Annotated in this window: 20 protein-coding genes; 15 read left to right on the top strand and 5 right to left on the bottom strand. The window is 47.8% G+C overall.

Annotation, left to right across the window (positions count from 1 at the left end):
- The first annotated feature begins 9 nt into the window (after positions 1–9).
- From TRQ7_RS00200 to TRQ7_RS00210, 3 genes are read left to right on the top strand one after another with little or no spacing between them, the layout of a single operon-like run.
- On the top strand, positions 10–423 hold the full coding sequence (locus TRQ7_RS00200; RefSeq protein WP_038068001.1) for a methylated-DNA--[protein]-cysteine S-methyltransferase: 414 nt from the start codon (positions 10–12) through the stop codon (positions 421–423).
- Positions 420–2351: a transglycosylase domain-containing protein gene (locus tag TRQ7_RS00205; RefSeq protein WP_015920104.1), complete on the top strand. Its 1932-nt coding sequence runs from the start codon at positions 420–422 to the stop codon at positions 2349–2351. The genes TRQ7_RS00200 and TRQ7_RS00205 overlap by 4 nt, the downstream gene beginning before the upstream one ends.
- Before the next feature lie 3 nt (positions 2352–2354).
- Positions 2355–2909: a pyruvate kinase alpha/beta domain-containing protein gene (locus TRQ7_RS00210; protein WP_015920105.1), complete on the top strand. Its 555-nt coding sequence runs from the start codon at positions 2355–2357 to the stop codon at positions 2907–2909.
- On the opposite strand, the gene TRQ7_RS00215 is transcribed toward TRQ7_RS00210, so the two are convergent.
- A complete protein-coding gene (locus tag TRQ7_RS00215; RefSeq protein ID WP_015920106.1) occupies positions 2854–4224 on the bottom strand; it encodes a radical SAM protein in 1371 nt (456 codons plus the stop codon). The genes TRQ7_RS00210 and TRQ7_RS00215 overlap by 56 nt on opposite strands.
- Positions 4221–4961, bottom strand: coding sequence for a type III pantothenate kinase (locus TRQ7_RS00220; RefSeq protein WP_038068003.1), 741 nt, complete (start codon positions 4959–4961; stop codon positions 4221–4223). Before TRQ7_RS00220 ends, TRQ7_RS00215 begins: the two co-directional genes overlap by 4 nt.
- A 137-nt stretch (positions 4962–5098) precedes the next feature.
- On the opposite strand from TRQ7_RS00220, the gene TRQ7_RS00225 reads away from it, so the two are divergent.
- From TRQ7_RS00225 to tsaB, 9 genes are all read left to right on the top strand, one after another.
- Complete coding sequence (locus TRQ7_RS00225; RefSeq protein WP_041843734.1) at positions 5099–6391, top strand: O-acetyl-L-homoserine sulfhydrylase; 1293 nt, start codon at positions 5099–5101, stop codon at positions 6389–6391.
- Positions 6392–6394: 3 nt separating this feature from the next.
- Entirely contained in the window at positions 6395–7309 is a 915-nt protein-coding gene (gene metA, locus TRQ7_RS00230) for a homoserine O-succinyltransferase (protein ID WP_041843735.1), read from the top strand.
- 68 nt (positions 7310–7377) lie between these two features.
- On the top strand, positions 7378–8502 hold the full coding sequence (locus tag TRQ7_RS00235; RefSeq protein ID WP_041843736.1) for a sodium ion-translocating decarboxylase subunit beta: 1125 nt from the start codon (positions 7378–7380) through the stop codon (positions 8500–8502).
- A gap of 12 nt (positions 8503–8514) precedes the next feature.
- Positions 8515–8721 carry a 4Fe-4S binding protein gene (locus TRQ7_RS00240; protein WP_038068008.1) on the top strand — a complete coding sequence of 69 codons (207 nt, stop codon included), beginning with the start codon at positions 8515–8517 and terminating at the stop codon, positions 8719–8721.
- On the top strand, positions 8709–9863 hold the full coding sequence (locus TRQ7_RS00245) for a 2-oxoacid:acceptor oxidoreductase subunit alpha (protein ID WP_015920111.1): 1155 nt from the start codon (positions 8709–8711) through the stop codon (positions 9861–9863). Before TRQ7_RS00240 ends, TRQ7_RS00245 begins: the two co-directional genes overlap by 13 nt.
- A 52-nt stretch (positions 9864–9915) precedes the next feature.
- Positions 9916–11205 (top strand): phosphopyruvate hydratase, encoded by a 1290-nt coding sequence (gene eno, locus TRQ7_RS00250; protein WP_038068011.1) that lies wholly within the window; start codon positions 9916–9918, stop codon positions 11203–11205.
- Between the two features lie 46 nt (positions 11206–11251).
- On the top strand, positions 11252–12166 hold the full coding sequence (locus TRQ7_RS00255) for a cation diffusion facilitator family transporter (protein WP_015920113.1): 915 nt from the start codon (positions 11252–11254) through the stop codon (positions 12164–12166).
- A 12-nt stretch (positions 12167–12178) separates the two neighbouring features.
- Entirely contained in the window at positions 12179–12643 is a 465-nt protein-coding gene (locus tag TRQ7_RS00260; RefSeq protein ID WP_231556105.1) for a DUF3855 domain-containing protein, read from the top strand.
- Positions 12644–12652: 9 nt separating this feature from the next.
- Positions 12653–13276, top strand: coding sequence for a tRNA (adenosine(37)-N6)-threonylcarbamoyltransferase complex dimerization subunit type 1 TsaB (gene tsaB / locus TRQ7_RS00265; RefSeq protein WP_015920115.1), 624 nt, complete (start codon positions 12653–12655; stop codon positions 13274–13276).
- A 6-nt stretch (positions 13277–13282) separates the two neighbouring features.
- Here tsaB and TRQ7_RS00270 read toward each other — a convergent pair whose 3' ends face one another.
- Positions 13283–15661 (bottom strand): AAA family ATPase, encoded by a 2379-nt coding sequence (locus TRQ7_RS00270; RefSeq protein ID WP_041437802.1) that lies wholly within the window; start codon positions 15659–15661, stop codon positions 13283–13285.
- Positions 15662–15923: 262 nt separating this feature from the next.
- Here TRQ7_RS00270 and rsmH point away from each other — a divergent pair, with 262 nt between their 5' ends.
- The 3 genes from rsmH to TRQ7_RS00285 are packed head-to-tail and all read left to right on the top strand — an operon-like array spanning position 15924 to position 18843.
- A complete protein-coding gene (gene rsmH, locus TRQ7_RS00275) occupies positions 15924–16826 on the top strand; it encodes a 16S rRNA (cytosine(1402)-N(4))-methyltransferase RsmH (RefSeq protein WP_015920117.1) in 903 nt (300 codons plus the stop codon).
- The gene (locus tag TRQ7_RS00280) at positions 16804–17082 is read left to right on the top strand and encodes a hypothetical protein (RefSeq protein ID WP_015920118.1); all 279 of its coding nucleotides are present in this window, start codon (positions 16804–16806) and stop codon (positions 17080–17082) included. Before rsmH ends, TRQ7_RS00280 begins: the two co-directional genes overlap by 23 nt.
- Positions 17083–17091: 9 nt before the next feature.
- Entirely contained in the window at positions 17092–18843 is a 1752-nt protein-coding gene (locus TRQ7_RS00285) for a penicillin-binding transpeptidase domain-containing protein (RefSeq protein ID WP_041843737.1), read from the top strand.
- On the opposite strand, the gene trxB is transcribed toward TRQ7_RS00285, so the two are convergent.
- Both trxB and TRQ7_RS00295 read right to left on the bottom strand, forming a co-directional pair.
- Positions 18834–19787 carry a thioredoxin-disulfide reductase gene (gene trxB, locus TRQ7_RS00290; RefSeq protein WP_041843738.1) on the bottom strand — a complete coding sequence of 318 codons (954 nt, stop codon included), beginning with the start codon at positions 19785–19787 and terminating at the stop codon, positions 18834–18836. The two genes, TRQ7_RS00285 and trxB, sit on opposite strands and share 10 nt — an antisense overlap.
- 6 nt (positions 19788–19793) lie before the next feature.
- Positions 19794–20459 carry a thioredoxin family protein gene (locus tag TRQ7_RS00295; RefSeq protein WP_015920121.1) on the bottom strand — a complete coding sequence of 222 codons (666 nt, stop codon included), beginning with the start codon at positions 20457–20459 and terminating at the stop codon, positions 19794–19796.
- Between the last annotated feature and the right edge of the window lie 9 nt (positions 20460–20468).

Raw genomic sequence — 20468 nt, forward strand, 5'->3', positions numbered from 1 at the left:
GATTTTTTCATGAAAGATCTTCCCGGAAACATCTCCGTTCGTGTTGAGAACGGAAAGGTGGTCGAAATAAAACTGGGAAGCGATGAATCAAACTGCCCACCGAAAGTGAAGAAAGAACTGGAAGAGTACTTTTCTGGCAAAAGAAAAGAGTTTTCTTTCCCGGTTGAAATCAGGGGAACTTCCTTTCAAAAGAAGGTTTGGGAAGAAGTGAGAAAGATTCCATACGGTGAGACACGAACCTACAGAGAGATCGCAGAAAAACTCAACACCTCTCCACGAGCCGTTGGACAGGCCCTTGCGAAAAATCCTCTTCCCCTCTACATACCGTGTCACCGGGTAGTTTCAAAACGAGGGTTAGGAGGGTTCAGTGCCGGTCTTGAATGGAAGAGATTTCTGATCGATCTGGAGCGAGGTAGTCGATGAGGAAGTTCTTTGTGTCTTTTTTGATCTCTGCCGCTTTTGTCTTCTCAACACTCTGGGGGCTTTACTTCCTTTTCACGAAAGATCTACCACCGCCTGAAAGCAGGCTTGTTCCGACTTTCAGGGTATTCTACAGTGACGGAACACCACTTTTCATTTCCAGAAACGTCTGGATAGATCTTTCGAACGTGCCGGAGAGTTTCGTAAACCTTCTTTTGACTTCTGAGGACGAAGATTTCTACAGGCATCCCGGGTTCGATTTGAAGGGTTTCATAAGGGCAATTCTGGTGGATATAAAGACCCTGAGTTTTTCACAGGGAGGAAGCACTCTCACCCAGCAACTTGCAAGGACTCTTTATCTTTCCACGGACAAATCCATCGTCAGAAAACTGAAGGAGATTTTCATCTCGTTCTGGCTCGAACGAACGAGAACAAAAGATGAAATCCTGGAGATGTACATAAACTCTGTTTACATGGGAAACGGAATCTACGGATTTCAAACAGCAGCACTCTATTACTTCGGGAAGAACCTGTGGGAACTCTCCGAACCAGAAATGGCCGTCCTTGTTGCTCTGATCAAGTCTCCTGAAAACTTCAACCCCGAAAAGAACCCAGAAGTTTCCAAAAAAAGAGCAAAGATCGTACTTGAAAGGATGCTTTCGGAGGGAAAGATCGATCAACAAACGTACCAGAGATATGTCGAAGAGCTCTCAGAACTGAAATTCCAGGTGCACTGGCTCACAGTGGATGAGGAGCTTTTCTGGAGGATCGTGAGGGAAGCCCAGAGGGCAGGTTTTGATCTGAACGAACTGAGGCACGGCTACAAGGTGTTTCTCACGCTGGACAGAGATTTGCAGGAACGGGTCTTCAACATCATCCAGGACGAAAAGACAGCCTTCGTTGCCGTGAAGACGAAGACGGGCGAGATAGTGGCCTATCGGGGAATCGGTATCGAATATGGAACGGGCTGGAGACAGGTGGGATCCGCCATAAAACCACTGTATTACTACTACGCCCTCCTGAAAGGAATGAATCCTTCGAATCTTTTGATCGACCTTCCTGTCAGGGTGGGAAACTGGGAACCGGAGAATTTCGATGAAAAATACAGGGGGATGGTCAGTCTCGAGGAGGCCATCGTGGAGTCCAGAAACATCCCTTCCGTGCTGCTGTACTCTCATATTCAACCGGAGAACGCGAAAACTTTCATCACAGAAACGTTGAAACTGAGATCCAGATATCCGGACGACCTCACCGCCGCCCTGGGAACCGTTGAAACGTCCCCAGAAGAACTGGTGAAAGCGTATTCGGCAGTGTTCAACGGAGGTGTTGTCCTTCAGCCCTACATCATAGATAGAGTAGTGGACCGAAACGGGAGAGTCGTTTACAGGGGGTATCCAAAGGTCGTATCGATCGTACCATCTTTCGTGAGAACACCACAGGAAGCGAGCGAGATCATGAAGTGGATCATGAAAGAAGTCGTGGAAAGAGGGACGGGTGTTCGAGCAAGAATCCCGGGAAAGACAGTGGCAGGAAAGACGGGAACGGCAGAAAACAACGCCTGGTTCATAGGAGGAGATGATGAGTACGTAGCTGCCCTGGTGAAGGATGGAAAGGATCTTCTTGGCGGAAGAGACAGTGCCCCCGTCTGGAAAGAGATCGTGTCAGACTGGAAGAACTTCAAAGGCCTTCTCACGTACAGAGAAGTGCACGGTGAAAAGAAACTTGTGATCGACGATCAAATCGTAAGTTACATCAATTACAACAGGCTTGTTGAACTTTTGAACGAAGGAAGTGTTGGACTGGAAAGGATCGTGGAAATCCTCAAATTTATGGACTACAATCATCAAATAGAGTTTCTTTCAAAAGTAAACGCAGTAGATCCGGTTCTATCCCTCGAAATCTGGAAGAAATTTCTGAAGGAAGGGGGATGAAACATGATACTGTTCAGAGAACCAGGAAGGACAAACACGAAGAAGACCCTGGAGATAGCAATCGAAAAGGCTCGAAGTCTTCCTTCCAGAAAGCTTCTGATAGCTTCTGCCACGGGGTACAGTGCGAAGATGGCACTGGAAATGGCGAAGGATTTGAAACTCATCGTGGTGACACATCACACCGGTTTCGAAGAGCCGGACACACAGGAGTTCGATGAAAACACAAGAAGACTTTTGAAAGAAAAAGGACATGAAGTTCTCACCGCCACCCACGCCCTCTCCGCTGGAGAGAGGTGTCTCAGAAAAAAGTTCGGAGGCATCTATCCTCTGGAAATCATAGCGAACACCCTGAGGATGTTCAGCGAAGGTGTGAAGGTGGCTGTGGAGATATCTCTGATGGCGGCCGATGCAGGACTTGTGAGAACAACGGAACTCGTCGTGGCCTGCGGGGGAACTGAAAGTGGCCTCGACTCTGCCGTCGTTATAAAACCGGCGAACTCTTCTAATCTTTTCGATCTGAGGATCGTCGAGATCCTGTGTATGCCTTCGAATATCTGATCTTCAGATCCTGAACGAGCTGTTTTATCTCCTGTATCTCTTCCGGGCTCATTCCGTACTTCCACCAGAATGGAAGAACGGTGTTGTTCAAAAGAACAGGATCAACGTCTGGATCCAGTTTTTTCTCTCTGACAAGTTTTTTCCAGTCCTCTGTGCCTGGGATAGGGGTGTACTCGTTCACCGACACACCGATCCCTTCGTTCAAACAAACCCTTACGGCCTCCAGCACATCCTCTTTTGTCTGACCGGGCATGTTCACCATAATGTACGCTGAGACTTCCTCCTCTGTGAAACCAACTTTTCTTAGAATCCGAGCGGCGCGCACAAGATCTTCATCGTACACCTTTCCTCCCGTTTCTTTCTGGAGCTTCCCGGCGGTTTCGTATCCCAGTTTTATGGTTTTGAAGTTCGCTTCTTTCATCAAAAGAGCGGTTTCTTCATCGAGGAGTCTTGCGTGTATTCCGTTTGGAAGATGAAAGCGCACCTTCCAGTTCTTTTCGACGATGAGTTTCAATACTTCTTTGAATCGTCCAGATGCCAGTATCGCATCGTCGAAGAAAACAACGTCCTCAACCTGAAACATGTCCAGGTACTTCTCGACAGTCTCTACCACTCTCTCCGGGCTTCTCACTCTGAGGCCTTTCCATAGTCTGTGAACTGCGCAATAGGAACAGTGAAAGGGACAACCAAGCGTTGTGGTGAAAACAAGATACCCTACCCTCTCGTAGAGTTCGTACATTGGATCAAAAATTTCGAACCAGTTCTCCGGTATCTCCTTCGAGGGGAATCCGAGTTTTTCCAGAAAAGATGGAAGGAAAACAAGATCACCGAAAGGAAACACCAGTGCTCCACTTCTGGACGCATGTTCTGGAAAGAGTCTTGGGTATATTCCCCCCAGAACGATCGGAACATCGTAGCGTTTTTTCAGAAAACGGATTGTCTCCCAGACACCGGGATACCAGTAACTCAGGGTAGAGGTGACCATCACAAGTTCTACCTCTCCTATCTCCCTGAGTCTCCACTCCAGAAATTCCGGGGGTGCTCCGTATCTTTTGTATTTTCTTGGAACAAAGCGAAGGATCTCTGGTTTCTCTATCACTCTGCTCGGGAACTTTCCGGTAGCGTACTTTTTGTCTTTTGGGACTTTCACAAAGCGTGGAAGATAGGGATCGTGTCTGTTGAGAAGATCCACAAGGTGAACCTCGTATCCCATCCATTCCATTGCGCGGGCAACGTAAAGAAGACCAAGGGGTTTCAACCAGAAGTCGTACGCTGCAAAGTCGTGGATCCACGGATTCACAAGGAGCACTCTCATCTTCCGAAGCAGAAATGGAACACCCCCTTTATGGTCAGGTCTTCGTCGAAGATCTCGTGTTCGAAAATCTCCTTCACGATCTTCGACTGTCCACCCGTCAGGACTACCGGCAGATTACCGTACACTCCTTTTATTCGCTTCACTATTCCTTCGAGGGCATAGACCGTTCCATTCACAACGCCGAGTTGTATGTTCTCTTCCGTATCCTTGCCCACCACGAAATCCGCCGGTTTCACCTCAACGAGTGGGAGTTTCGCTGTCCCTCGAAAGAGCGAGTGAACCATCATGAAGAGCCCAGGAAGTATGGCTCCACCTTCGTAAGAACCCTCCACCACAAGATCCACCGTGGTGGCGGTTCCCATATCAATGATGATACCGCTGCTACCGTACTCTTTCACAAAAGCCACGACGTTCGCTACCCTGTCTGCTCCGATCTCCCCCGGGTTTTTTACGTTCCATTTCACACAGCCGTTCTTCGCTTTCACCCAGATGGGATCCATGTTGAAATACTTTCTTGAGAATCGTTCTATAACGATGTTCTGTGTAGGAACAACGGAAGCCACTCCGATACCTTCTATCTTATGCATAGCGTCACCCAGAAGGGGATACAGATGCGAAAAGAGTTCGTCCTCTGTCTGGAAAATTCCTGTGGACAAGCGCCATCTTTTAAAAACTTTGCCATCTTCCGTTGTGGAGAAAACGGAGTGGGTGTTTCCAACATCGATCAGAAGGTACACAGGTACCACCTCCGGTTTTAAGATGGTGTAAAATACATTTTACGTTCAATACCCACAATTTGACACGAAGATTCAGTAAGGTAGTACTAAATTCTTGATAGAGCACACCAGAAATTCTATCATGGGAGGTGAATACATTGGACTGGAGGAAGTACGGATTCAACACGAGGGCACTCCACGCGGGCTATGAACCTCCTGAACCGACAACAGGTTCTAGAGCCGTTCCCATTTACCAGACGACCTCTTATGTCTTCAAAGATTCCGATCACGCAGCAAGACTGTTTGCCCTGGAGGAGCCCGGGTTCATCTACACGAGGATCGGAAATCCAACGGTGAGTGTTCTTGAAGAGAGAATAGCGGCACTGGAAGGTGGTGTTGGTGCCCTCGCTGTTTCCAGCGGACAGGCAGCCATCACGTACGCCATCCTGAACATAGCAGGGCCCGGTGATGAGATCGTCAGTGGAAGCGCCCTGTACGGTGGAACTTACAATCTCTTCAAACACACGCTGTACAGGAAGTCCGGTATTGTGGTGAAGTTTGTGGATGAGACAGATCCAAAGAACGTAGAAGAAGCTATCACGGAGAAAACAAAAGCAGTGTACCTTGAAACCATTGGGAATCCGGGTCTTACGGTACCGGATTTTGAGGCAATAGCAGAAATCGCTCACAGGCATGGAATACCTCTCATCGTGGACAACACAGTGGCACCGTACATCTTCAGGCCATTTGAACACGGAGCAGACATCATCGTGTACTCTGCTACGAAGTTCATAGGAGGGCACGGCACATCGATCGGTGGACTGATAGTGGACAGTGGAAAGTTCGACTGGAAGAACGGGAAATTTCCAGAACTCGTGGAGCCGGATCCCAGTTATCACGGTGTGAGTTACGTGGAAACGTTCAAAGAAGCCGCTTACATAGTGAAATGCAGAACGCAGCTTCTGAGAGACCTTGGAAGTTGTATGAGTCCGTTTAACGCGTTCCTGTTCATTCTGGGGCTTGAAACCCTAAGTCTGAGAATGAAAAAGCACTGTGAGAATGCACTCAAAGTCGTTGAATTCTTGAAGACACACCCTGCGGTGAGCTGGGTCAACTATCCGATCGTTGAAAGCAACAAAACCAGAGAAAATGCTCTGAAATATCTTAAAGAGGGATACGGTGCCATAGTGACCTTCGGTATAAAAGGAGGAAAAGAGGCTGGAAAGAAGTTCATCGACAGTCTCACACTCATCTCCCACCTTGCCAACATCGGAGATGCAAGAACACTGGCCATCCATCCTGCTTCCACCACCCACCAGCAACTCACCGAAGAGGAACAGTTGAAAACAGGAGTCACTCCAGATATGATAAGATTGTCTGTTGGAATAGAGGACGTGGAGGACATAATAGAAGATCTCGATCAGGCTCTCAGAAGATCTCAGGAGGGATGAAGATTGCCAATAAACGTTCCAAGTGGTCTTCCTGCTGTCAAGATTCTGGCAAAAGAAGGAATCTTTGTGATGACGGAAAAGAGGGCGATACACCAGGATATCCGCCCTCTCGAAATACTCATATTGAACCTGATGCCAGACAAGATAAAGACGGAGATACAGCTTCTCAGACTCCTTGGAAACACTCCTCTTCAGGTGAACGTGACATTGCTCTATACGGAATCGCACACACCGAAACACACTCCCATCGAGCACATCCTGAGGTTCTACACTACGTTTTCTGCTGTGAAGGACAGAAAGTTCGACGGATTCATCATCACAGGAGCCCCTGTGGAACTTTTGCCTTTTGAAGAAGTGGATTACTGGGATGAACTCACGGAGATCATGGAGTGGAGTCGTCACAACGTGTATTCGACCATGTTCATCTGCTGGGCGGCTCAGGCGGGGCTGTACTACTTCTACGGTGTACCGAAGTACGAACTACCCCAGAAGCTCTCCGGTGTTTACAGGCACAGAGTTACGAAGGAAACGGTCCTCTTCAGGGGGCACGATGACTTCTTTTGGGCACCGCACTCCAGATACACGGAGGTCAGAAAAGAAGACATAGAGAAAATCCCAGAACTGGAAATCCTCGCAGAATCGGACGAGGCCGGGGTTTATGTGGTTGCAAACAAAAGCGAAAGGCAGATATTCGTGACAGGACATCCAGAGTACGACAGATACACCCTGAGAGATGAATACTACAGGGATATAAACCGAAATTTGAAGGTACCCATTCCGGCTAACTATTTCCCAGACAACGATCCGACGAAAACACCTGTTCTCACCTGGTGGAGCCATGCCCATCTTTTCTTCAGCAACTGGCTGAACTACTGTATCTATCAGAAAACACCTTACAGACTGGAAGACATTCACTGAGAAGAACCCCGCAGGGGGTTCTTCTTTTGTGCTAGAATATCTCTGGCTGCACAAAGGGAGGGAAAGAGTTGTCCGTCTTATCAACACTGGAGAACTTCTTCAATCAAACCGCCTTTCCTCATCTCACAATTGGAAACGTTATCATGTTTGCAGTAGCGATCTCCCTGCTCTACGTGGCGATAGTGAAACACTCAGAACCCCTTCTGCTGATACCGATCGCCTTCGGCATCATCCTCGCGAACATTCCACCTGAGGCTTCAGGAATTCTGAACGAAGGAGGTTTTCTCTATTACATAAAGAAGGGTCTCGACCTGGGAATCTATCCCCCTCTCATCTTTCTTGGAATCGGTGCTCTCACAGATTTCTCTTTCATGCTCTCTTACCCGATAACCATTTTCCTCGGTGCCGCTGCCCAGATGGGGATATTCTTCACACTCTTTGTTGCAAAAATGATCGGTTTTTCATTGAAACAGGCAGCATCGATCGCTATCATCGGTGGGGCAGATGGACCCACCGCCATCTACATCACCAACACGCTGTCTCCTGAACTCATCGCTCCCATTGCCATCTCTGCGTACTCTTACATCGCCCTCATACCGATATTACAGCCTGTTGTTTCAAAAATGCTGACCAGTAGGGAAGAAAGGAAAATACGCATGAAACCTCCCAGAAAGGTGAGCAGGTTCGAAAGACTCTCGTTTCCCCTCATCATAACCATCGCCACCGCCCTTCTGATACCAAAGTCACTGCCACTCGTTGGTTCACTCATGCTTGGAAACCTCCTCAGGGAGGCCGGGGTGGTAAAGAGACTGGTGGAAGCAGCTAGCAGATACATTCTCGACACGGTGACCATACTTCTCATGCTTTCCGTTGGAGCGTCTGCAAGGGCGGACGTATTCTTACAACCTCAAAGCCTGAAAATATTCTTCCTGGGAGCCACCGCTTTCATCGTGTCTATGAGTTCGGGTATTCTGTTTGCAAAACTCATGAACCTCCTCTTGAAAGACAAGATAAATCCTCTCATAGGTGCCGCTGGTGTTTCCGCCGTTCCAGACTCTGCCAGAGTCGCTCAGAAACTTGCTCAGGAAGAAGATCCGAGCAATCACATACTCATGCACGCAATGGGACCGAATGTGGCGGGTGTGATCGGATCCGCAACGGTAGCCGGTGTGTTTTTAATGTTCCTCAGCTGAGAAGGTGAGGTTATGGGATATAGAATCGAGGTAAACTACGATTGGTGCAAGGCCTGCAAACTGTGTTCCTGGATCTGTCCCACAAAAGCCATCACAAGCGATGAACTGGGAAGACCCGTGATACGCGAAGAAAAATGCGTCGGGTGTCTGAGATGCGAGAAAATTTGTCCTGAGATGGCAATAGAGGTACTGGGAAGTGAAGAAAGATGCCAGAGATGATGTTTTTGCAGGGAAACGAAGCGTGTGCCCTGGGAGCCATAAGAGCGGGATGCAGGTTCTTCGCTGGCTATCCCATCACACCTTCCACAGAGATAGCCGAAGTCATGGCAAGGGAGTTACCAAAGGTCGGAGGCGTGTTCATCCAGATGGAAGACGAAATAGCCAGTGCTGCAGCCGTCGTTGGGGCCTCTCTTGCCGGTGTGAAGGCCATGACCGCAACGAGTGGCCCCGGATTCAGCCTCATGCAGGAAGTGATCGGATACGCGATAATGACAGAGACTCCGTGCGTTTTTGTCAACGTCATGAGGCTGGGACCGTCCACGGGTCTTCCCACAAAACCGGCTCAGGGAGACATAATGCAGGCAAGATGGGGAACACATGGTGATCACGCCATAATTGCCCTCTACCCTTCCACGGTGGAAGAAGTGTATCGTCACATAATCACCGCTTTCAACATGGCAGAAGAATACAGAACACCGGTTATCTTTCTGATGGATGAGACCCTGGGGCACATGAGGGAAAGCTTCTATCCTCCAAAAGACGAAGATCTTTTCGTCATAGAACGACTGAAAGACACATCTTTCGGTGAAGAAGAGTTGTTCGTTCCGTTTTCCGAGAGCGAGTACGCAGAACCCACACCGCTACCAATGGCAGAGATGGGAAGGACCAAGTTCCACGTTTCCGGTCTTGTACACGATGAATCTGGTTTTCCTCTCAGCTCTCCTAATGTGGCGGAGAAACTGATAAGACGGCTCACCAACAAGATAAGGCTTCACTCGGACGAACTCGCCCTGTACGAAGAGTACGAAGTGGAAGATGCAGAGATTTTGGTGGTGGCGTACGGTATTGTCGCAAGAAGTGCTCTGAAGGCTGTGAAAATAGCAAGACGCGACCGGATCAAAGTGGGACTGTTCAAACCCATTACGATCTGGCCAGCTCCCATTTCGAGATTCAGAAAGCTGGTGGAGAAGGTGAACACAATTATCATCGCCGAGATGAATCTGGGGCAGTACGCAAAGGAACTGATCAGTGCCATCGACAGAAAGTCGAAGGTCATAAGAACGATAAACAAAGTGAACGGAGAACTCATAAAACCGGAAGAGATACTCGATGTTATAACCGAAACTCAAATAGAGATTTAATCAGGATGGGGTACAATATTGATGGAATCAAAAAAGCGAGGAGGTGGAGATTGTGTACGTGGAAATCGTTGATGTGAGGGCAAGAGAAGTTCTCGATTCTCGAGGAAATCCCACCGTTGAAGCCGAAGTCGTTCTGGAAGATGGTACTGTGGGAAGGGCGATCGTTCCCTCTGGAGCATCCACCGGAAAGTTCGAAGCTCTGGAGATAAGGGACAAAGACAAGAAAAGGTACCACGGAAAAGGCGTACTGAAAGCCGTAGAAAACGTCAACGAGACAATCGCACCTGCTCTGATCGGCATGAACGCCTTCGATCAGCCCCTTGTGGACAAAACCCTGATCGAACTCGACGGCACAGAAAACAAATCGAAACTCGGTGCCAACGCTATTCTCGCTGTTTCCATGGCAGTGGCAAGAGCGGCAGCGAATTACCTTGGACTTCCGATGTACAAATATCTCGGTGGAGTCAACGCGAAGGTACTTCCCGTTCCTCTTATGAACGTAATAAACGGTGGTCAGCACGCAGATAACAACCTCGACCTCCAGGAATTCATGATCGTTCCGGCAGGATTTGACAGTTTCAAGGAAGCCCTGAGAGCAGGAGCAGAGATCTTCCACACCCTCAAGAAGATTCTTCACGATTCTGGGCATGTGACGGCGGTCGGTGACGAAGGTGGATTCGCACCGAACCTCTCATCCAACGAAGAGGCGATAAAGATACTGATTGAAGCCATAGAGGAAGCTGGTTACAAACCCAGCGAACAGGTGTTCATCGCCCTCGACTGTGCCGCATCCTCTTTCTACGACGAAGAAAAAGGAGTCTACTTCGTTGATGGCGAGGAAAAGTCCAGCGAGGTGCTCATGGGATACTACGAGGAACTGATAGCAAAGTATCCAATCATATCCATCGAAGATCCGTTCGCGGAAGAAGATTGGGATGCGTTCGTTGAATTCACCAAGAGGGTAGGAAACAAGGTTCAGATCGTGGGAGACGACCTCTACGTGACCAACGTTAAGAGACTCTCCAAGGGAATCGAACTCAAAGCGACGAACTCCATTCTCATAAAGCTCAACCAGATAGGAACCGTCACGGAAACACTCGATGCCGTAGAACTCGCTCAGAAGAACAACATGACGGCCATCATCTCCCACAGATCCGGAGAGAGCGAAGATACCTTCATAGCAGATCTTGCTGTGGCCACCAACGCCGGATTCATCAAGACGGGATCCCTGTCCAGGAGTGAAAGAATCGCCAAGTACAATCAGCTTCTGAGAATTGAGGAAGAACTTGGAAAAGTGGCAGAGTTCAGAGGGCTTTCTTCCTTCTATTCCATAAAGAGATGAAAAAGGCCCACCCCCGGTGGGCCTTTACCCATTGAGGTGAGGTTCGTTGGAAAGACACGATGAGATAAAAAAAGGTGCATGGGTTGGAATCGTTGGAAACACCATCCTTGCGTTGTTGAAGGTGATCACAGGACTCTTCACAGGAAGTTATGCGATACTTGCGGATGGAATAGATACGTCAACTGACATATTCACATCTTTTGTCATCCTCCTGTCGGCGCGCATCTCAGGAAAACCCCCCGACAGAACACATCCTTATGGTCACGGAAGGGCGGAAACTGTGGCTTCAAAGATCATCTCGTTCATCATGTTCTATGCAGGAGCTTCCCTGTTGATAGAGTCCGTAAAAAGACTGATCACCGGCGAGATCTCTCTGGAGCTGTCTTTTCCTGCCTTCTTCGTGGTTGGAGCTTCCGCTGCAGGAAAGACTTTCCTCTTCCTGTACAAACTGTCGCTTGGAAGACGTCTCAACAGTCTCGCTACGATCAGTGACGCTCTGAACATGAGAAACGACATCATGATCTCCGGCACCGTGCTGGCTGGAATGATAGCGATGAAGACGCTTGGCTGGTGGTGGTTGGACAGTGCTCTTGCGATATTCGTTTCGATAATGATCCTCAGAACTTCTTTCCAGATCTTCTACGAGGCTGCCTTCGAGTTGATGGATGGAATGAAAGAATCGGAATTAGATATATACACGGACATTTTCAGGGTTTTAGAAAAGTTTCCAGATGTACACAACCCCCATAGGGTCAGGGTGAGAAAAGTAGGAACAAAATATTACATAGAGATGGATATAGAAGTTGATGGATCGATGACCGTGGAAGACGCCCACGACCTGACCGTGAAAATAAGAGAAGAGATAATGAGCAAAAGAGACGATATAGAAGACTTGACGATACACGTGGAACCTCTTGGTAATGTGGAGAAAGAGGGTTTTGGCGTGAGGAAAGGGGTGTAGGCGTTGAAACTGATGGACAGTCTGGAGATCTTCTACCGGAGAAAGGACAAAGATACCAGAGACCTCGAGAGGAAAATCAGGGAGATCTTGCGAGAAACTGGTATCACTCTAGATGTTGTGAACTCGGAGTCGGCAGGAAGGATATTTCTCAGGATCAACGTTCTGGAAGATCAGGAACAAATTCCGAGTTTTATTTTGAAGGCCTTAATCCCGGAAACCGATGCCACCAGGCTTCCCCTCGGAGAGTGGGCAACCCTGAACGTCTTTGTGGAAGAAGCCTCTTATCTGGAAGATTACGATTATATGAAGATACACTCAGATGGTAACAGATACACACTCTACGTACCGTACTCCGCTGTGAAAAGCAAAAACAGAGATGAAGTGGTGGCAGACTTCATGAAGTACTTTTTTGAAACAAAAGGCTGGGATCCAGGAAACTATGAGTTCTTCGTTCAGGAAGTGGACAGCATAATATGAGGTGAAAAAATGATCGTGCTGGCGCTGGATACCTCTCAAAGAATAAGGGTTGGTCTGAAAAGAGATGAAGATGTAATCGAAGTCTCCTACACAGGGCAGAGAAAACACGCAGAGGTGCTGCCTGTTCTGATAGAGAGACTTTTGAGTGAAAATGGTATCTCTGTAAAAGATCTGAGCGCTGTGGGAGTGGGTATCGGTCCTGGAACACTGACCGGACTCAGGGTTGGAATCGCAACCATTATAGGGATGGCGGCTCCTTTCGATATTCCCGTTGTTCCTTTGAACTCTTTCGAAATGGCCGTGAAGAGTCTTCCTATCGATGGCACGGTCCTTGTTTCCAAAAGGGCACGTAAGGGCTATCGTTACCTTGCAGTCTACTCGAAACAGAAAGACCTCTTGAACACCATCAAAGAACCTGCTGTTCTCTCAGACGAGGAGGTTCAGAAGATCCTGCGTGAGACAAAACCCTCCACCGTTCTGGAAGAAGAAATCTTCATATCACCGAAAGTGCTCGTTGAGGAAACAGAAAAGGCGTTTAAAGAAGGAAAATTTGTGCATTACTACGAAATAGAACCCCTCTACCTCCAAAAGTCCATAGCGGAGTTGAACTGGGAAAGAAAAAGAGGGGGATAGTCCCCCTCAATTTACTTTCTCAACTTCTCTTGCAACCTCGAGTATCAGTTTTTCACCGTCGAAGTCCACCCTTACCGTCTGACCTTCTTTGACCTCGCCTGCTATGATCATCCTGGCCAGAGGTGTCTCTATCTCCCTTTCAATGAGCCTTCTCAGCGGTCTTGCTCCGAACGTTGGATCGTACCCTTTCTCTGCGAGGTACTCTTTTGCTGCATCGGTGATGGTCAGTCTTATGTTTCTGTCCTTCAAACGACCTTCGAGTCTCTTCAACATGATCTCCACTATCTGTTTCATGTGTTCCTTGGTGAGTGGTTTGAACACGACCACGTGGTCTATCCTGTTTATGAACTCCGGTCTGAAGTAGTGTTTCAACTCCTCCCTCACTTTTTCCTCGATCTCCTCAAAGCTTTTACCTTCTCTGACGAAGTTCAGGATGAGATCGCTTGCTATGTTGCTCGTCATTATTATGATCGTGTTTTTGAAATCCACGACGTTTCCTTTGGCATCGGTCAGTCTGCCATCATCCATGATCTGAAGCAGTATGTTGAACACGTCCGGATGAGCCTTTTCTATTTCGTCAAGCAGGATCACACTGTACGGCCTTCTTCTCACAGCCTCTGTGAGCTGACCACCTTCTTCGTATCCTACGTAACCCGGTGGTGCTCCAATCAGTTTGGAAACGGCATGCTTTTCCATGTATTCACTCATGTCGATTCGAATGAGGGCGTTTTCACTTCCAAAGAGCACCTCAGCGAGTGTTTTTGCGAGTTCTGTTTTTCCAACCCCTGTTGGTCCCAAAAAGAGGAACGTTCCAACAGGCCTGTTTGGATCTTTTATCCCCGCGCGTGCTTTCCTTATGGCATCTGCCACAACCCTGACGGCCTCTTCCTGATCCACCAGTCTCTGATGTATGATCTCTTCAAGTTTGAGCAACTTCTCCTTCTCCGACTCCACTATCCTGGACACGGGCACACCAGACCAGGATTCCACAACTTCCGCTATTTTCTCCGCTGTGACGACCGGTCTTCCACTCTTCAAGGACTCGTATTCGCTCTTCAGTCTGAAAAGTTCTTTCTTGAGATCCGCAGCTTCTTTGTACTGGGACCTCACGGTGAGCTCGTCGATTCTGTTCTCGAGCTCTTTTATCTTTCTTTCGAGTTCCTGAAGCCTTGCCTCATCCTTTTCCTGTTTTGAGAAGCCCAGTTTCACCCTCGCAGCCGCTTCATCCAGCAGGTCGATCGCCTTGTCCGGGAGGAATCTGTCTGTTATGTATCTTGCAGAAAGCTTTGCAGCGGCCTCTATTGCTTCGTCTTCTATTTTGACCTTGTGATGTTCTTCATAAACCCTCTTGAGACCTTTCAGGATCTCTATTGTTTCTTCCACACTGGGTTCTTTCACCAGAACCGGCTGAAATCTTCTTGCGAGCGCTTTGTCCTTTTCTATGTGTTTTCTGTATTCATCCAGCGTGGTCGCTCCTATGACCCTGATCTCACCTCGGGCAAGGGCAGGTTTCAACATGTTGGCAGCATCCATTGCCCCTTCAGCTGCTCCCGCTCCAACTATGGTATGGATTTCGTCGATGAACAGAATGGTTTTTTCTTTCTGTTTCATCACTTCGTCGAGGAAGGATTTCAGCCTTTCTTCGAACTCACCTCTGTACTTGGTACCAGCTATCATCCTGCCAAGGTCGACCATCAACACACGCACATCTTTCAAAGGATCGGGCACTTTTCCTTCCACGATCCTCTGCGCAAGTCCCTCCACGATGGCTGTCTTTCCAACTCCAGGATCTCCGATGAGTATCGGGTTGTTTTTCGTTCGCCTCATCAAAATCTCGATCACGCGCTCGATCTCTTTTTCCCTTCCTATAATGGGACCAATCTTTCCTTCCCTGGCAAGCTTCGTCAGATCTGTGGCAAACGCCGTGATCGGTGATTGCTTATCCATAAACTCATCTTCGTGCTCTTTCACTTTCTGAAGCACCCTTTCGTAGTCCACTCCGTACTTTTTGAGAACGCGCGCTGCATGCGTTGAACCGTCCCTCAGGAGTCCCAGAAGGAAGTGAAGAGGCCCCACGTCTTTCTGCTTGAAGAGCCTGGCTTCCTTTCTTGCCAGTTCCAGGATGTACGAAAGTTCCCTGGAAACGTACACCTGATCGGAGAATCCATAGAATATTCCGTACTGGGAATCGATGTAGCTCTCCAGTTCGTCGGCGATCTCTTCCGTGTTCACATTGAGTTCTTCCAGTATCTTTGTGACCTCGTTTTCGTCGTACAGGAGCTGAAGGAGAATGTGCTCAGGTCTGAGTAAATTCTGGTTCCTGTCCTTAAGATCCTCTACACTCTTTTCAAAGATATCCTTCATCTTGTCGTTCAGGTTTCTCATACGTCTCACCTCCGGTGAAATATATTAGCACTTAATTATTAAGAATGATAAACAAAAAAGTAACAATAAGCAACGACGCCGTCTTCTTCCTCCAACACAACAGGTATACACCTGTGTATCAAACTATTCATACCGATAATTCCCACCAGAAGACCGTTTTGGATACTTCGAATTATGTTCGTCATTTTTTGACTTTTATGTAAAAACACGTTATAATTTCCTGCAAGCGAAGTCCAATCCCACCATCCAGAGGTGTAAGAAGATGAGAAAATACACCCACTACCATATTCCAGTAATGGTTCGAGAAGTGATCGAATATCTGAAACCTGAGGATGAAAAGATCATTCTGGATTGTACGGTGGGAGAAGGAGGACACGCACGGGCGATTCTGGAACACTGTCCTGGTTGCAAACTTATCGGGATAGACGTTGATTCAGAGGTTCTTCAAATCGCTGAGAAGAAGCTAAAGGATTTTTCCGATCGAGTGAGTCTTTTCAAAGCCTCTTACAGAGATGCAGATTTCTTACTCAAAACTCTTGAAATTGAAAAAGTGGACGGAATACTGCTGGATCTTGGTGTTTCAACCTATCAATTGAAGGGAGAGAACAGAGGTTTCACCTTCGAAAGAGAAGAGCCACTCGACATGCGTATGGATCTGGAAAGCGAGATAACAGCCCAGAAGGTACTGAATGAACTGAGCGAAGAGGAACTGGCCCGTATCATCTTCGAGTATGGAGAAGAGAAAAGATACGCAAGGAGAATAGCAAGAAAGATCGTAGAAAACAGGCCCCTCAATACCACTCTCGATCTTGTAAAAGCTGTAAGCGAAGCTCTTCCCTCCCATGAGATAAGGCGTCGAAAGAGACATTTCGCCACCAGAACGTTCCAGGCAATAAGGATATACGTCAACAGAGAACTTGAGAATTTGAGGGAATTCCTCCTGAACAAGGCAGAGAAGCTTTTGAGGGTCGGTGGCAGGATAGTGGTGATCTCTTTTCATTCTCTGGAAGACAGGATAGTAAAGGAGGCTTTCAGAAATTCCAGAAAACTCCGTATTCTGACGGAAAAACCAGTGCGTCCTTCTGAAGAAGAAGTGAGAGAGAATCCTCGTTCCAGAAGTGCTCGTTTGCGTGCAGCGGAGCTTGTGGAGGAAGGAGGAGATTGAACTGCCAGCGAAGGTAAACCAGAAGTCAAGGGTTCTTGTATTCTCTCATCAACTCGTCTTTACGATCATCATGGTCGTCATGTTGATATTCATGGGAATAACAGCGTTGAGAATGGGGGTTCTGACGTTTCAACTGACACAGGCCAACAGACAGCTGGAGATCAAGATAGAAGAGATGAAAACAACGTATCAAACTCTGAGAGAAGAATTCAACCACATTTCCTCCTATTTCGATGTTGTGCATCCTGCGGAGTGAAAGAATTAGATGGAGAAAAGGCTGACTCTGCTTCTGGCAGTGTTTGCGTTGTTTCTGGCGGTCTCGTTCATAAACCTTTTCTTCTTTCCCCCTGCAGGACAGAAGTCCCACTGGTATGTTTCAATCCCTCCAAAGCGCGGTAGTATTCTGGACGCGAAAGGAAGAAAGATCGCTTACGATTCCCCGGTGTACGTTGCATATCTGGATGTTGAATTCTTCAAAAGACAACATGGTAGCAAAAGTGCTCTTGAAAGGACTCTGAAGGCCTGTGGTATCGAAAAAGATCCGGAAGAAGTCCTGAAGTACAGATTCTACAGACTAACAGAGGCAGAGGATAAAGAAAGCGTCCTGAAAAGGCTTGATCCCGACATCCTACCTTTTGTCAGCCTGGAAGTGGAGTACAGAAGAAAAAAGTTTCAAGACTACAGCACAGGTGTGTTGATAGGTGCGGTTTTGAACGGTCAAGGAAAAGGTGGCGTTGAAGGTTTCTTCGACGACGCTTTAAAAGGCAAGAGAAAGGGCACCTTGGAGTTTCTCTACAAAGGTGCAAGGCTCTCTCCAGTGCTCACCGATTACGTCCTTCCAGAGGATGGCCAGGATGTCCATCTATCCATAGACCTGGATCTTCAAAGGCATGTCTACAGAATAATTTCCGATGCGGTGAAAGAATTCTCCGCGGAAGCAGGACACGCCATTGTCATGGAATCTAAGACAGGAAAGATTCTATCGATGGTGACCACAAGAGACTGGAACGACCTAATCGGCGGTTACATCGAACCCGGCTCCACCATAAAACCTGTGGTTTATGCCATCGCTCTTGAGACAAAGTCTGCTTCGCCGTCCTTCTCCGTAGAATGTGAAGGGATGATAAAACCGGTTGAGAACCTGAACATCATCATAAGAGACATAGAAGAACATGGAAAAGTGGACTTTCTCACGGGAATCGTAAAGTCCTGTAACGTTATGAGTGTGAGGGTGGGAGATCTGATCGTAAGGCACATAGGAGTTGAAGGATTCTACGAGTGGCTGAAAAAAGCAGGTTTTGGTGAAAAAACAGGAATGGAAATGGAAGGGGAAATCGATGGGGTACTGAGAAATCCAAAAGAGTGGTCACTCATAGATCCAGCGGAGATCTCCATAGGCCAGGGAATCGGGGTCACACCCGTTCAACTTGTGGCTTCCCTCAACGTGTTTGCCAACGGTGGATACTGGATAAAACCATCCATTTTGAAAGAAAGCCCCGTTCAGAAGAGGAAAGTCTTTTCTGAAACAACAGCAGAGACGATCAAGAAAGCCATGATAGAAGTCGTTGAAGAAGGCACGGGAAAACTCGCACAGGTCAGAGGATTGGAAATCGCTGGCAAAACCGGAACGGCCCAGAAAGCCGTTGGAGGAAAATACCAGAATCTCTACCACTCACTCTTTGTAGGTTTCTTCCCTGCAGATGATCCCAAATACACAATAATGGTGCATCTGGACAGTCCCTCCGAAGCGTTCTATGGGGGTGATGTTGCCGCTCCTGTGTTTAGAAAGATAGTGGAACTTCTAACGGAAAAAGAGAAGAAAAAAATAACCCTCATAAGAGGTCTAATGCCCGATCTAGTGGGCCTGCCGGTGAGAGATGCCCTCCTTGTGCTGGAAGAGCTCGGTATCGAGGATGTAGAACTGAAAGGTAAAGGGTGGATGGTGTCCGATCAGACACCCCCACCCGATCATCCACTGGAAGGAAAGGTTGTTTTGATCCTGGGTAATCAGAAGTAATGCTTTGCGGCATGTTCCACCGCTATGGCCCCGTCTGCAACGGCTGTTACGATCTGTCTGAGGTTTTTCTTCCTCACGTCCCCAACAGCGTACAGACCTTTGATACTTGTTTCCATGTTTTCGTCCGTTATGACGTAACCGTAAGGATCCAGTTCCACGAGTCCTTCGAGCAGTTTGGAGTTGGGATCCAGTCCTATGAATATGAACACCCCATCTGCTTTCAGCACCTTCGTTTCGCCGGTTTTCACGTTCTCTATGACGACCTCTTCAACCTTGTCCTTTCCCCGGATCTCCTTCACCGTGGAATTGTAAATCACCTCTATCTTCGGATTGCTCAACACCCTTTCCTGGAGAACCTTCGCCGCAGTGAGGGTCTCCAGAAGCTGGACCATGGTGATCTTGTTTACAATATTGGAGAGAAAGATCGATTCATCGCACGCGCTGTCTCCTCCTCCAACAACCACAATGTCCTTTCCTGCAAACAGATACCCATCACACGTTGCACAGTAAGAGACTCCCCTTCCGAAAAACTCCTTTTCTCCGGGAACGTTCAGCCTCTTTGGATTGGCACCCGTTGCAACGATCACCACAGGTGCCTCTATCCTCTTACCGTCATCCAGTTCGACCACTTTTTTATCCTCTTTGACTTCCAGTTTTACAACTTCTGCGTTGTAAATTTCTGCCCCAAAGCTTTCCGCGTGTTCCTTGAACTTCGATGCGAGTTCCTCACCGGATATCTTTGGAAAGCCCGGGTAGTTTTCAACCAGGTGGGTGAGATTCACGTACCCACCCTCAATTGCTTTTTCAACAACAAGAACAGACAGTCCCGCCCTTCTTGCATATATGGCAGAAGCAAGACCTGCTGGTCCGGCACCGACAACCACTATGTCGTATTTATCCTTGATCTCTTTTTTCTTCACAGAACCCGTGTCAAAGAAGACCACATTTCATCACCCCTTTGCAAGCCTCAAAACCTCATTTATGAACTCCTTCTCAGGATAGGCTCCTACGAAGAACTTTGAAGGATCTCTGTTCACCACGATGTGCGGGACAGAGGAAACACCGAATTTCTCACTCAATTCCCAGTATTCGTTCGCCTCGATCATCTCTCCAATGATCTTGTCGCTTGCCATAGCCATGTTGTGGGCCATCAGAACCGCCCTTGGACAGTAAGGACACGTCGGGGTGACGAACACGCTTATCCTTATCGGCTCTTCAAGATTCTGGAGTTTCTGGATGCTTTCCTCAGAAAGCTGTGGTTTTCCCTTTGAAACGGTGATGATATCCTGTATGAGCGTGCCAAATTCATGGCCCGAAGGAACACCGTAGAACCTTATGCCGTAGTCTTTTTCCTCTTCGGAGAGCAGAATTGTGGCAGGGACCAGTTCCACCTGGTACTTCTCGACAACTTCTTTTTCGGTGTCAAAATCGTGAACTTCGAGTTCAATCCTTGGATCGATGGAAACCAGCTCGTTGAGCACCTGTTCCGTGATTTCACAGTACTGACAGCGTGCTTTGTCATCGGTTTTGAAGAACAGCACCTTCACCTTTTTCTCCAGTTCTTTGTTGAAAAGATCCTTGAGATACGCCACGTCCTTTTCAGACAGAATACCCATTTTTTCACC

The sequence above is a fragment of the Thermotoga sp. RQ7 genome (assembly GCF_000832145.1).
GTDB lineage: Bacteria > Thermotogota > Thermotogae > Thermotogales > Thermotogaceae > Thermotoga > Thermotoga neapolitana.

Excerpts from the sequence above, each read along its gene's own strand:
- TRQ7_RS00200 (WP_038068001.1), top strand. The coding sequence starts at position 10 with ATGAAAGATCTTCCCGGAAACATCTCCGTTCGTGTTGAGAACGGAAAG.
- TRQ7_RS00205 (WP_015920104.1), top strand. The coding sequence starts at position 420 with ATGAGGAAGTTCTTTGTGTCTTTTTTGATCTCTGCCGCTTTTGTCTTC.
- TRQ7_RS00210 (WP_015920105.1), top strand. The coding sequence starts at position 2,355 with ATGATACTGTTCAGAGAACCAGGAAGGACAAACACGAAGAAGACCCTG.
- TRQ7_RS00215 (WP_015920106.1), bottom strand. The coding sequence starts at position 4,224 with ATGAGAGTGCTCCTTGTGAATCCGTGGATCCACGACTTTGCAGCGTAC.
- TRQ7_RS00240 (WP_038068008.1), top strand. The coding sequence starts at position 8,515 with ATGGGATATAGAATCGAGGTAAACTACGATTGGTGCAAGGCCTGCAAA.
- TRQ7_RS00245 (WP_015920111.1), top strand. The coding sequence starts at position 8,709 with ATGCCAGAGATGATGTTTTTGCAGGGAAACGAAGCGTGTGCCCTGGGA.
- TRQ7_RS00260 (WP_231556105.1), top strand. The coding sequence starts at position 12,179 with ATGGACAGTCTGGAGATCTTCTACCGGAGAAAGGACAAAGATACCAGA.
- tsaB (WP_015920115.1), top strand. The coding sequence starts at position 12,653 with ATGATCGTGCTGGCGCTGGATACCTCTCAAAGAATAAGGGTTGGTCTG.
- TRQ7_RS00270 (WP_041437802.1), bottom strand. The coding sequence starts at position 15,661 with ATGAGAAACCTGAACGACAAGATGAAGGATATCTTTGAAAAGAGTGTA.
- rsmH (WP_015920117.1), top strand. The coding sequence starts at position 15,924 with ATGAGAAAATACACCCACTACCATATTCCAGTAATGGTTCGAGAAGTG.
- TRQ7_RS00285 (WP_041843737.1), top strand. The coding sequence starts at position 17,092 with ATGGAGAAAAGGCTGACTCTGCTTCTGGCAGTGTTTGCGTTGTTTCTG.
- TRQ7_RS00295 (WP_015920121.1), bottom strand. The coding sequence starts at position 20,459 with ATGGGTATTCTGTCTGAAAAGGACGTGGCGTATCTCAAGGATCTTTTC.